11 protein-coding genes are annotated in these 13,137 nt (G+C 45.6%); 5 read left to right on the forward strand and 6 right to left on the reverse strand.

Annotated features, from left to right (window positions below):
• Positions 1 to 81 precede the first annotated feature (81 nt).
• Positions 82 to 720: an RraA family protein gene (locus tag ACT3TH_RS09755; protein ID WP_444755655.1), complete on the forward strand. Its 639-nt coding sequence runs from the start codon at positions 82 to 84 to the stop codon at positions 718 to 720.
• 238 nt (positions 721 to 958) lie between these two features.
• Positions 959 to 3,289: a TonB-dependent receptor gene (locus ACT3TH_RS09760; protein WP_444755656.1), complete on the forward strand. Its 2,331-nt coding sequence runs from the start codon at positions 959 to 961 to the stop codon at positions 3,287 to 3,289.
• 174 nt (positions 3,290 to 3,463) lie between these two features.
• On the opposite strand, the gene ACT3TH_RS09765 is transcribed toward ACT3TH_RS09760, so the two are convergent.
• The 6 genes from ACT3TH_RS09765 to ACT3TH_RS09790 all read right to left on the reverse strand — a co-directional run bounded on the left by ACT3TH_RS09765 (position 3,464) and on the right by ACT3TH_RS09790 (position 10,319).
• A complete protein-coding gene (locus tag ACT3TH_RS09765; protein WP_444755657.1) occupies positions 3,464 to 5,206 on the reverse strand; it encodes a BCCT family transporter in 1,743 nt (580 codons plus the stop codon).
• A 43-nt stretch (positions 5,207 to 5,249) separates the two neighbouring features.
• Positions 5,250 to 6,737, reverse strand: coding sequence for an aldehyde dehydrogenase (locus ACT3TH_RS09770; RefSeq protein WP_444755658.1), 1,488 nt, complete (start codon positions 6,735 to 6,737; stop codon positions 5,250 to 5,252).
• A 68-nt stretch (positions 6,738 to 6,805) separates the two neighbouring features.
• Positions 6,806 to 7,843 (reverse strand): LLM class flavin-dependent oxidoreductase, encoded by a 1,038-nt coding sequence (locus tag ACT3TH_RS09775; protein WP_444755659.1) that lies wholly within the window; start codon positions 7,841 to 7,843, stop codon positions 6,806 to 6,808.
• Positions 7,844 to 7,919: 76 nt separating this feature from the next.
• Positions 7,920 to 8,831: a flavin reductase gene (locus ACT3TH_RS09780; protein WP_444755660.1), complete on the reverse strand. Its 912-nt coding sequence runs from the start codon at positions 8,829 to 8,831 to the stop codon at positions 7,920 to 7,922.
• A 17-nt stretch (positions 8,832 to 8,848) separates the two neighbouring features.
• A complete protein-coding gene (locus tag ACT3TH_RS09785) occupies positions 8,849 to 9,706 on the reverse strand; it encodes an alpha/beta fold hydrolase (protein ID WP_444755661.1) in 858 nt (285 codons plus the stop codon).
• Between the two features lie 13 nt (positions 9,707 to 9,719).
• The gene (locus ACT3TH_RS09790) at positions 9,720 to 10,319 is read right to left on the reverse strand and encodes an amino acid synthesis family protein (RefSeq protein ID WP_444755700.1); all 600 of its coding nucleotides are present in this window, start codon (positions 10,317 to 10,319) and stop codon (positions 9,720 to 9,722) included.
• Between the two features lie 187 nt (positions 10,320 to 10,506).
• Between ACT3TH_RS09790 and ACT3TH_RS09795 the strand changes: the two genes are divergently transcribed.
• The 3 genes from ACT3TH_RS09795 to ACT3TH_RS09805 all read left to right on the forward strand — a co-directional run bounded on the left by ACT3TH_RS09795 (position 10,507) and on the right by ACT3TH_RS09805 (position 13,126).
• Positions 10,507 to 11,160 carry a GntR family transcriptional regulator gene (locus ACT3TH_RS09795; protein ID WP_444755662.1) on the forward strand — a complete coding sequence of 218 codons (654 nt, stop codon included), beginning with the start codon at positions 10,507 to 10,509 and terminating at the stop codon, positions 11,158 to 11,160.
• Positions 11,161 to 11,268: 108 nt separating this feature from the next.
• Positions 11,269 to 11,655, forward strand: a complete 387-nt coding sequence (locus ACT3TH_RS09800) for a carboxymuconolactone decarboxylase family protein (RefSeq protein ID WP_444755663.1) — start codon at positions 11,269 to 11,271, stop codon at positions 11,653 to 11,655.
• Positions 11,656 to 11,674: 19 nt separating this feature from the next.
• Positions 11,675 to 13,126 carry an NAD-dependent succinate-semialdehyde dehydrogenase gene (locus ACT3TH_RS09805; RefSeq protein ID WP_444755664.1) on the forward strand — a complete coding sequence of 484 codons (1,452 nt, stop codon included), beginning with the start codon at positions 11,675 to 11,677 and terminating at the stop codon, positions 13,124 to 13,126.
• The last annotated feature ends 11 nt before the right edge of the window (positions 13,127 to 13,137 follow it).

A 13,137-nucleotide genomic window follows, 5' to 3' on the forward strand; every position in this document is an offset into this window, starting at 1 on the left:
TGCTGTTAATAAGTGCTATTGGAATGGATTTTTTGAAGTCTTTGTCTGCAATGGCACAAATGGCAGTAAGGTGAGAATAAGATGGACAAAATTGATACTCATGCACTTATAGAAGGCTATAAACAACTGGCCACCTCGACGATTGGTCATCTGACTGAAGTGGGTTATTTGCCAGACATCAAAGCGCTATTTCCTTGTGCGCATACCATAGTGGGAAAGGTGATAACGGTGCGCTTAAACTCTGACAATACTGAGGTGATCAATCAGGCATTGATTCAGGCGCAGCCAAATGACATCTTGTGTATCGACGCGCAAGTGCTCGGGATCAAAGCCTGTTGGGGCGCGTTACGTACTTGCGCTGCTATTTATGAAAAGCTCGCTGGCGTTATCGTCATTGGACAAGTGACTGATTCGCTACAGATTCAGCAACTGGACTTTCCTGTATTTGCGCAAGGCATAAGCGCGATCACTACCTTTAAGAGTGAGCAAACGCATGGCATATTGGCAGCTAATATCAGTTACCGTTTTGGCGCACAGACTACGCTTATTCGCTCAGGCGACATCGCCATTATGGATAATGATGGGGTATTTGTATTGCCACCAGATATGGCGCAGGAGTTATTGCCAAACTGCCAGACAAAGCATCAGCAAGACGAGACCAAGTTCCAGTTGTTTTTTGAGGCTTATCAGAATGATCAATTGGATTTGCTGTTTAAGTAGTAACTAGAACTGGATAAGAGAAAAGGCTTGAAAGTTTTATTTAGCGTTAATGCTATGTTCACTAAGCTGATTCCTACTATAAAAACGAGTGTCGAATTTTGTAAATAATCATGGAAATGTGAACGATTATCATTTACAATCTGTTCGTTCACAAACTTAGTACATTCAGTATGACAAGCTAAACATCTTTTAATTTTTTATTATTCAGCCAACCTCTATTCCAATAAGTGAAATGACAATGAAAAGCCATCATCAAGTTGCCCTCTCTCTTCTTACACTATGCATCAGCCAGCAGTTATATGCGCAAACCGACGCCACGCCTTCAACATTAGAAGCTACTGCAACCTCGGCAGCTAGTGATACACCAAGTGTCACCTTGGATACCATTACGGTCACGGCGCGTGCCAAGACGGGTACGGCGCTGGCACAAAAAATCAGTGAGATGCCAGCAGTCACACAAGTGATTGGTGAAGAAGATATTCAAGCACAGGCCACAGGCAACCGTACCACAGGCGATATATTGGCACAACTGATTCCGAGTTTGGGCGCTAGCAGCGGATCGACCAGTAACTATGGCACGACCATGCGTGGCCGCCCAGTGCAGTACTTGCTTAATGGTGTGCCGTTATCAGGATCACGCAGTTTATCACGAGAGCTAAACAGCATTGATCCAGCGCAGCTTGAGCGAGTAGAGGTGCTCTCTGGTGCGACCAGTATCTATGGCGCTGGCGCAGCTGGTGGTCTTATCAATCTGGTTACGAAGTCGGCAGCAGGTGAGGGTTTTACTGGTCAAACTCGACTAGGTATCGACAGTAGCCGTGAGTTTAAATCAGAGTCATTGGGTTATCACGTTGGTCAGAGCTTGGGTTATGGCGGCGAGCGTGTCTACGGTCGTCTAGATGTAGATTACGCCAGCAAAGGCGGTAAGTTTGATAGCCATGGCGATCGTATCGGTCCAGACGTCAATCAAACCGATCAGCAAGATACCGAGTCATTAAGTGTCAATGCCAACTTAGGAATGGACATCGATGACAGCCAAAGCATAAACCTTGCGGTGACTTATTATAACGATGAGCAAGATACTGATTACGGTCCAGATTATGGTAAAGAGTTAGGAGTATTATTACTTGGTACGCCGCCATCATTAAAAGCAATCGATGGTGCTCGTATAGAGAATCAGCCTTATACCACCAAGACCTCAGTGAATCTCAATTATAACAATGACGATGTTGCAGGCTCCAACTTAAGCGTTACGGGTTACTACCGCGATGAACAGGGACGTTTTTATCCTTCTGGTAAAACGGCCATCAAACAAGCCCGTGAAGTATTGCTAGCAAACGGCATCGACAAAGACACAGCGAAAAAGCTGGCAGCCGATGCGAAATTCGTTATGCAATCAGAAGCCGATATCGAAGTGATGGGTTTACGCGCGGCGATGCAGACTGAGACAGAGCTTGCTGGCAAACAAACACTATTGAGCTATGGCGCGGATTTTGAGCGTGAGAACAGCGAACAAACCTACCACGGTCAAGACTTCAAAAAGTTCGAGGACAGTAATGGTCTGATCTCAAAGGCAAATGGTGCGACCTATAACGGCGGGCCGGACACCACTATTGATAAGATTGGCGCGTTTGTCAATGCGGATATAGATATGACGGATAAATGGCATGCCAGTGCGGGCGTGCGTTATCAAAAACTCAAATCAAAAACAGATGCCTTTATCCCCATTTATGAGCAGTTGTTAGAAGAATACTTTAATGGCTCTAGTACCGACTATCAAGCAGGAGAAGTAGCAAAGGGTAAGACGGATCATGACAAAACCTTATTTAACCTTGGCAGTAGCTATCAGCTGACACCAAATGATCAAATATTTGCCAACTTCTCTCAAGGTTTTACCACAGCTGACATACAACGTGCCTTACGTGACGTGCGTGCAGGCTATGTGGTCAACTCAGACAATGTGCAGCCCATCTCAATCAACAACTATGATTTGGGCTGGGAAGGTAAGCGCGGTGATACGTCAGCCAGAGTAAGCACCTTTTATAATACCTCGGACAAAACCGTTCGTTTTACCAAGGATTATACCGTAGAAGTGGTGGATACTGACGAGCGAGTTTACGGTGTAGAGGGATCGCTTACTCAAGATATCAGCGATCACTGGCAAGTGGGCGGTAGTGTGGCTTACACCCGTGGTCAGTATAAGAAAGACGGCGATTGGCTTGAGCTGGATGCGGTGCGCTTGACGCCGCTCAAAGGTACGGCGTTTGCGCAATATAACTTTGATGAAGGCAGCAACATCCGCCTGCAAGCGTTGGCGATTGGCGGCGATGATAGAGCGTTTAAAGACCAACAAAAAGACCCAGACGCTGGTGCACTACCAGTCAAAGGTTATATGACGTTAGACGTGTTAGGTCAAGTAAACATGCCTGTCGGCCGGGTGGGTTATGGCGTTTATAATTTACTCAATAAAGACTATCAAACGGTCTATCATCAAACCACGTTTGGCGATACGAACCGTCTACCTGCTACCGGTACGACATATGGTCTGAGTTATACGATTGATTATTAAGAGATAAAATAACGCTTCAACTCACAAATTAAACACCCCCAATATTCTAGGCTTGAGGTCATAAATAGACTTCATTCTTAAAATATCGGGGGTGTTTTTTGTATTAATGAATCATACTATTTGGCTTATTAAATAGTATGATTTTTTAGATTGTTATTCAATTTAATAACATCACTACTGTTGACGTTCTTTTGCTCGTGCGATGTCCAGAATCAACGCCTTTAACAAGCTGATTGCCATCAGGATGATGATAAATGAGAAGGGGATAGCAGCCACAATCATGGCTGAGGTAATGGCGTTTAAGCCGCCCGCCAATATCAATGCTCCAATCACCGCAGTTAAAGCAATGCCCCACACAATAATATGTCTTGGGCCGTTCTCAATATCGACTTCACCCGCAGCATTCAGCGTATTTACTACCAGTAGTGCAGAATCTGCCGACGTTACTAAATACGTCAGTAGCAGCACCACAACCATAGATGATAGGACACCTGCCAAAACGGGGTTTAGCATAAAGCCAATAATCTCGAACAATTGAGCGGTCAAACCTGAATCAAATATCTTGCCACCAGCGATACCACTTAACTCCAAGTCGATACCCGTGCCGCCAATGAGCGAGAACCAGACAAACAGCGTCAGACTCGGCGCCACAATACCAATCAAACCAAATTCACGAATGGTACGGTTTTTGGAGATACGCGCTAAGAACAGTCCCACAAATGGGGCAAAAGCAATCCACCACGCCCAGTAAAAAATAGACCAGCTGGTCTGCCAGCCGCCCAGTTCAGTATTTGGATCCCAAACAGTGAAGGCCATAGCAGGCAAGTGTACTACATAGCTAAAGATACCTTTGCCAAGCATTTCTAAAGCAAACATCGTTGCCCCAAAAATTAAGAAAAAAGCGAGTAGCAAAAACGACAGCACCATATTGATATTACTTAACCATTTTACGCCGCGTCCCACACCCGACAATGCTGATATGGTTGATAGGCACATCACAATAAACAGCGACATCAATAGCGCCCCTGTAGTCGGCTCAGGGTTTACCGCGTCAGTGACCAACCAAGAAATACCTGTAATGCTATACAGTCCTGAGGCAAAAGAGCTTAAGCCAATACCGATGGTTTGAGCAACGCCAAATAAGGTAGCAATGACAGCGGCAACATCGATTATATTGCCAAGTGGTCCTTCTAAATACTTGCCAAACAACGGCGAGAGCGCTGAACGCATGGTGAGTGGCAAACCGCGCGTATAAGCGAAAAACGCCAAACAAATACCCACGAGGCAATAAGTGGCCCAAGCGCTAATACCCCAGTGAAAAAAGGAGTAGCGAAACGCGGTGTCTAAGGCTTCTTCACTTTTGGGTATGACCAAACCATCAATCGCAGTCATGGTGTTGGCAGCGACTTGATCTTGATAGAATGTAAATACATCAGCCCCTTGAGGCAAAGCGATACCATTGGTACTTAGTGACGACAAAATCACATCTTTTGACATGATGATGTCAGGGTTATTTGCCAAGTGCCAAAGCGGCTCAGCAGCACTATAGGTCAAGACACCAATACCAATCCCTGCACCAAAAATCATGGAAAACCAAGAAAAATTAGAAAATTCAGGTTTCCCATTTGGGTCAGAGCCAAGCTTAATACGGCCAAATGATGGCCATAAAATGACCGTCAGACAGACCAAAATATAAAAGGCAATGGAGTAGGTATAATAGCCATTCAAATTGGTATAAGACCAGTTTTTCATGGCATCGAGCATTGCACCAGAACGCTCGATATCGCTTAAAATCCAAATCACAACCAGAGTGACAAAAATCTTCGATGTCACCGTAACGAAGCGATTAAAACCTTTATAAAAACCTTTGTCATGCGTTTTTATATTTAACTCTTTTAGGGGAGGACGGATAGCCATAGTTTTTTCCTTAAAACTTCATGTAGCTGACTACACTGATCGGTTATCTCATGATAAAAGGATTAGCCATCGGCTCCGCCGAAATATTAATCCATGTCGTTTTTGTGCGCGTGTATTGCAGTACAGATTCGCTGCCCGCTTCTCGTCCATAACCTGATTGGTTGTAACCACCAAACGGCGCGGTAGGAGAGATAGCACGGTAAGTATTGATCCAACAAACCCCTGAGTGGATTTGCTGTGAGACGCGATGGGCGCGAGCCAGATTTTGTGTAAATACCCCTGAGCCTAAGCCGTATACACTGTCGTTTGCCATCGCAATGGCTTCATCTTCAGTATCAAATGCCACCAATGACATGACAGGGCCAAACATCTCAATGGTCTGGGTCTCGATATCGGTGTTTGGGCATTCTACTAGCGTTGGGCAAAAGTAATTGCCATCAGCTAAATCAGCGTCTTCAGGAGCATGACCGCCAAAACGAATAGTAGCGCCTTGGGCAACTGACTTTTCTAACGTGTCTTTAATACGCTCAACCTGCGCTTTGGTACATAGTGGCCCAACGTGTGTTTCAGGATTGAGTGGATTACCAATGACGATATTTTTTGCTTTTTCTTCCACGCGTTTCATGATTTCATCAAAAATCGAGCGTTGAACGAAACCGCGAGATCCTGCAACACAAGACTGCCCCGACGCGCCAAAATTACCAGCGATGAGACCGTTGGCCGCGCTTTCCAAATCCGCATCTTCAAAGACGATGATCGGTGATTTGCCGCCAAGCTCTAAGCTTGTGACTGCAAAGCTATTGGCAGAGTTTCTAACTACGTGCCTTGCCGCCTCAGGGCCGCCCGTAAAGGCAATTTTGTCGACATCAGGATGACTGGTCAGCGGAATGGCGCAGTTCTCAGCATCACCTGTGATGACAGAGACGACGCCTTTAGGGAATCCTGCTTGCTCTATCAACTCAGCAAACGCAAACATCGGACAAGGAGCAACTTCAGAGGCTTTTAAAATAATGGTACAACCCGCTGCCAGCGCTGGCCCAAGCTTCGTTGCTGTTAAAAACATCTGCGCGTTCCAAGGCACCACAGCTGCGACCACGCCGATTGGTTCACGCGTGGTAAAGACGTGCATGTCGGGCTTGTCAATCGGTAGCGTTGCGCCTTCTAGTTTGTCGGCAAGACCTGCGAAATAACGATAGTAATCGCTGACATAGCGCGTTTGAGCCACGGTCTCGTGAGCCAATTTACCACTGTCTGTCGTTTCGATTTTGCCGAGCTTTTCAGCGTTTTCTTCGATCAATTCAGCCAAGCGATAGATTAGCTTACCGCGCTGAGTGGCGGTCATTTTCGCCCATTCAGGGTTATTAAGTGCGGCTTTTGCACCGTTTACGGCACGCTCAACATCGGCTGGGCTGGCGCAAGCGAAAGTCGCCCATGCCGCGCCCGTTGCAGGGTTATAACTTTCTAGGCTTTGATTTTCGCTGCCTTCGCACCACTCACCGTTGATATAGAGCTGGTAATGAGGTTTGGTCATGATGGTTCTCCAGATTTTTTGTTAAGTCGGTCTGTTGAGTCCGCACTAGAATATGAGGCTGAATTCATTTATACAAACGCTGGCATGACATCATCAATGAAGCGACGTAATGATGCGCGTTTTTGCTCATAAGTCATGCTAGAGTCAATCCAGAATGCAAATTCGTCATAGCCCAATTCTTCATATACTTTGAGTTTTTCGATGACTTGCTCAGGCGTTCCTATTGGCATGTTTTCTAACATTTTTTCAGGCGCATACATGTCGATTGCTGCCATTTCTTCTTCGCTCAGTGGCTCAAGCAGTCCTTGACGAATCGGACGCTCGTTTTTGAACCATGCGCCAAAGTAGCAATAAAAACGGCTGATAGATTTTGCAGCGATAGCCACGTCATCGGCATCACTACCCACGTAAGCATGTTGTAAAAGCATGATTTTTGGGTTTTTGCCTTCGCCATGCTCAGCTTTGGCATTTTTGAACGCAGTCATCAAGTTTTGGATTTCTGTCATGCCTTGCCATAGAGGCGTAACTTGCACATTACAACCATGCTCTACCGCAAAATTGTGGCTATGAGGGTCGCGGGCGGCAATCCACATTGGCACACCGCCACTTTGTACAGGTTTTGGGGCTGAGGTGGTAGAGGGGAATTGTGTGTATTTGCCCTCGTGGGCATAATCGCCTTTCCATAACTTTTGCACCGCAGGGACAAGCTCACGCATGCGACCACCTGCTTCCATGGCGTCCATACCGGGCATCAAACGTTCGTATTCAAAGTTATAAGCGCCGCGAGCAATCCCTAAATCCAATCTGCCTTTGGTGATAATGTCCGTCATGGCCGCTTCACCAGCCAGTTTAATTGGATGCCAAAACGGTGCAATCACTGTACCTGTACCTAAGCGCACGTTTTTGGTGTGATGGGATAAGTCGATCAAATTTAAGAATGGGTTAGGGGCGATGGTAAAGTCCATACCATGATGTTCGCCTGTCCAAATAGCGTGCATGCCACCTTGGTCAGCCATTTTTGCCAGCTCAATAAAATCAGCATGTAGTTGTTCATACGTTTGTGATTCGTCGAGTCGTTCCATATGTAAAAATAATGAGAATTTCATAAGGCAATTCCTTTGCTATGCGTTGTAATATGGGTTCTAAATTTTTATCAGTTTACAATTTATGTGAGTCTAAAGTTTAGTGGACGCGGCCTTGCTCTTCTTGTCCGACATAAACACCATAAAAACCGTTTTTGCTTTCTGAAGCATAGCGATTCATCATTGAGTTCATTGCTGTGGTCGCAAAATCTTGTTTTGCGATATCATCGATAGCCACGTATTCACCCAGCCCTTTGGTGTCTGCCGAATGAGCAATAACTCGGTAAAAAATATAATTGGTATTGTTTTTGGTGTTTTCATAGATTGAGAAGACAGCGCCTAGCTGCGCGTCGATACCATTTTCTGTTAAAAACTGCTTGATGGTGCTGACCGCATTGGTATTGTCATCAGTTGTCATGGTCGGTAGGACTGTTTTACCATCTTTTTGGCTAAGCAGTACTTTGCCATTATGCTCAATGATAGCGCCCACGCAGACGTGTTTTTCTTGCGTGCTGATTTCTGCAGCTTCGCGCTCAAGGCCTAAGCTAAAGTAACCGCCAGAGGCGTATCCCAAGCCGCGTCCTTCACGGGTCGCAAAATCCAATACTTCGCCAACCAAAAGATGATGGTCACCTGCATCAAGATTGCGATCAGTTTTACACGAAAAATACGTCAATGCACCATCGATAACAGGATTGCCTTGCTCGTCTTTATGCCACTCAATTTGACTAAAACGGTCTTCTTTAGAGCCTGCAAATATGTTTGAAATGGCTTGCTGTTCTTCGCTCAAAATATTGACAACAAAGCTGTCACAGTTGGCAAACACATCAAAGCTCGATAGAGATTTTGCTGGGCAAACCAAGAGTAGCGGCGGCTCAAGAGATACTGACGTAAATGAGTTGGCAGTAAAACCAACGGGTGTACCGTCGCTACTTATAGCGGTTATCACAGTCACCCCAGTCATATAACTGCCAAAGGCTTTGCGAAGAGTTTTAGGATCAAGTTGTTTCATAGGAACCTCTTTTTCAATTAGGTATTGACCGTGGAGTACGACTCGCACTGGGTAAAAAATCTTGCCAAAGCAGCGTTGACGGCGTTGGCGTGTGTCATTTGTGTCATGTGCCGGGCTTCGGGCACGATAACTGCATTGGCATTGGTCAATATGCTGGCCATGGCTAGCGACATTTTAGGGCTAGAATTTACATCCATCTCACCTGTGAGTAATAGCGCAGGAACCTTGATGGTTTGTAACTCTTCCGCAGACATGCCACGCAGATGTGCAAACATTTGATAAGCCTGCGCATACCCCAAGCGGTTGCCATTATTTAGCCAAGATCGGCACAGCTCAGCTTCGTTGTCATATTGTGGATTGCCATCGAACCATCTGGCAATCGGTTGGTCCGTCACGTTTTGATCAAGGTCATTTAACAGCGACTCGGCGCGGGTTTGTATGTTTTTAGCCGCCGTATCTGGCCTATCATAAATGGCATTAAATGCAGCAATGCCCTTTACCACTTCTGGATAGCTGACCGCCGTTTGTAATGCAGTCATCGCACCGAGTGAGTGTCCGACGATAATGGCAGGCTCACCAATCACATTCGTGATAAAGGTGTTTAGCGCCTCCACAAAGTCCTCTAGCGTAAGCGTGGGATTTGGCAGTAAATCACTCTCGCCATGTCCTGGCATATCGATCACATAACAACGATAGCGATCTTCGAACGCTGTTACTTGTTGATACCAGCTTTCTGCTCGCAAACCGACGCCATGAATAAAAACAACGGGTGTGGCTTTGTCATTGTTATTATTACTGTCATTACCACTATTTTCACTACTATTACTAGAATAGTAATAGGCAATGCCGTCAGAGATTTTGCGTGACCATTTCATCAGTAACTGCTCCTTAAACGGCGGCTGGGTTATTCAGATCGTGTCCGAGGTCTTTTAGATCTTGGTAACGATCACCAATACGATGATGCGGACGACCACCAGTAGCACCGCCTAAAACGATCACAACTTCATCGTCGCGAGGGGCGTCAGGAATGGCAAATTGAATTGTTAAATAATGCGAGCGGCGACCAGCATCGTCTTTATCCATCAATGGAATCATGATAGGGGTGTTGGCTGTGCCACGTGTGTTGGTAAAAGCCAAGTAGGTATTTGCTGACAATGCTTCACGATAAAAGTTGCCGAAATGCAAAGTATGAATCAAACCTGAAGCATGCTCGATCTCACCGTTCAAACCCACGACAGCGGCTTTGCCATACGCTTCGATTTTGTCGGCGCCGCCTGCTAGAGTGATGATTTTGTCGGTAAGTAATTTACCTAAGATAGGTGCGAATGCTTGGATTTCAGGTTTCAAATCTTCAGCATAACGACCGGCCCATGGATTGGTCAAGACGGCTGCAACTGCAAACATGCGTAGCGGTGTGTCGGCTGATTTATAGCCCTCAATCAACGTCTCTTCTTCAAAAGTAACAATTTTTCTGATTTGTGGTTGCATCATAAGTTCCTTCTATTGATTAATAATGTCTAACAATGTTGGTATACCATAATACGGTATTAAATAAATTACTAGCTTTTTTTAAAAATAAATATTATGGTATACCGTAATACGATATGAAAGCGTACTGATTTTTGTCGTCATACCCGTTATACTTCTTTTTTACATTTAAGAGAGCAGAGACTTTATGTTAGAAAGAGTAGAAAAACCAAAGACCTTAAAGGACACGGCACTGGAACAATTGCGACTCGCCATCATGATTGGACAGCTCGCACCGGGTAAAAGATTGGTAGAGCGCACGATTTGTGAACAGCTGGGTGTCAGTCGGACCGTGGTACGAGAATGTATCAGGCATTTAGAAAGCGAGCATTTGGTGACGTTTTCTGCGGGAGGCTCCTCAGTTGCAGTACTAGAAAGTGATGAGATTCGTCAAATTTATCATTTGCGCGCGATGCTAGAGAGTGAAGCCGTTCGTCACTGTGCTGAGCAAGCGACCCCTGAGTTGGTCGAAACATTGCAAGAAGGTTTGATTCAGATTCGGGACAATCTACATGCTGGAGACGTGGTGGAAGCATTGGCCCATTCTTATGCATTTTATGAGCGTCTGTTTGTGACGGCTGGCATGACGGTCGCATGGGAGCTAACAGAACGGTTGAATGGACGTATTGGTCGTTTGCGTTTTATGACTTTGTCAACTCAAGAGCGTGCTGTCAAAGGCCCTAACAATCTGCAAGAAATTGTGAATAATATTGCAAAAGGCGATAGCAAAGCCGCGGTCAAAGCTTGCCGAAAACACATCGATGAAGCCTGCCGTATGGGTTTGCATCTCAATAAGCAGTAGTCTTAACTCGTCCTATTCTCAAGAGACAATATTCTTAATAAACAAAACTTTGAACAAATAGTACTCTGAACAAACGATACTCTGGATAAATAATACAAGGAACTAGTAATGGATAAACAAAGATTTGATTTAGGACTTACCAAGCGTAAAGCCACTTTGGGCGCTGAGTATGTCGAAAAAAACCTACAAGCTGCCGATGATTTTAATCGTCCGTTTCAAGAAGCCATGACCGAATGGTGTTGGGGGTTTGGCTGGGGTGATGAAGCAATCGATGCCAAAACTCGCTCATTAATGAACCTAACCATGATTGGTGCGCTTGGTAAAATGCATGAGTGGGAGTTGCATTTAAATGGAGCCATCACGAATGGTTGCTCTGTGGAAGAAATCCGAGCGGCTATTCATGCGATTGCAATTTATTGCGGTGTGCCACAAGGGGTTGAGTGTTTTCGCATTGCCCGCCAAGTATTGACCACACGTGGGTTTTTAGAATCCTAAAAAACAGTTGGAGAAAAAAATGCAATTAAAAAATGATGCGTTGTTTAGACAGCAAGCTTTTATTAATGGTGTATGGTGTGATGCGGACAATGGGCAAACCCAAGAGGTATTGAATCCTGCCACAGGTGAGGTCATCGGTACCGTACCAAACATGGGCAGCGATGAAACCCGCCGTGCGATTGAAGCGGCCGACGCTGCTCAATCAGCATGGGCGAAAAAAACGGGTAAAGAACGTAGTACGGTTTTGCGCCGTTGGCACACGTTGATTGCTGAAAACGTTGAAGATTTGGCTTTATTAATGACTCATGAGCAAGGCAAACCGCTGGCTGAGGCCAAAGGGGAGATTCAAAGCGGACTGGATTACTTAGAATGGTTTGCCGAAGAAGCAAAACGTATTTATGGTGACGTGATTCCAGGGCATATGTCAGACAAGCGCCTGATCGTAATTAAGCAACCAGTGGGCGTTACGGCTGCTATTACCCCATGGAATTTTCCTCATTCTATGATCAGTCGCAAAGCAGGGCCTGCATTAGCAGCAGGTTGCCCAATGATTGTGAAGCCTGCTATGGAAACGCCGTTTTCAGCATTGGCAATGGCTTATTTGGCTCAACAAGCAGGCGTTCCAGATGGGATTTATAGCGTGGTTACAGGTGATCCTGTGGCTATCGGTGGGGAGATGACCACCAATCCTATGGTTAAAAAAATCAGCTTTACGGGTTCAACGCGTGTGGGAAAAATCTTAATGAAACAGTGCGCCGACACGGTCAAAAAAATGTCGATGGAGCTGGGCGGCAATGCACCTTTCATCGTGTTTGATGATGCCGACATAGATGCCGCAGTGACAGGCGCGATGATGAGTAAATATCGCAACAGTGGGCAGACTTGTGTGTGCGCCAACCGCTTATTTATACAAGCAAGCGTTTATGAAGAATTCTCACAAAAACTGGCAGAGCAAGTACGTGCGATAAAAGTTGGCAACGGTTTAGAAGCAGGTGTGGCGCAAGGCCCGCTCATCTCTCAAGCAGCTGCCAATAATGCAGAATCACTTGTCAATGATGCTAAAGACAAAGGCGCAACGGTATTGTGCGGCGGTCAAAGAGTGGACGCCAATGCTAACTTTTTTGCGCCAACTATTTTGACTGACGTCAATAATGACATGCGCGTTGCTAGTGAAGAGATATTTGCCCCAATCGCGCCTATTTTTAAGTTTGAGACAGACGAAGAGGCGATTGCCTTAGCGAATAATACCGAGTATGGCTTGGCAGGTTATTTTTATAGCCGCGATATCGGCCGTGTCTGGCGTATCGCTGAAGCACTCGAAGTCGGTATGGTCGGGGTCAATACAGGCATGCTTACCACAGAGGTCGCGCCATTTGGCGGTGTCAAAGAATCGGGTATGGGACGCGAAGGCTCAAAATACGGTATCGAAGAATACGTTGAGACCAAGTACATCTGCTTGGACATCAACTAAAATAAATGGCA

The organism is Psychrobacter sp. AOP22-C1-C5, assembly GCF_052378885.1.
GTDB lineage: Bacteria > Pseudomonadota > Gammaproteobacteria > Pseudomonadales > Moraxellaceae > Psychrobacter.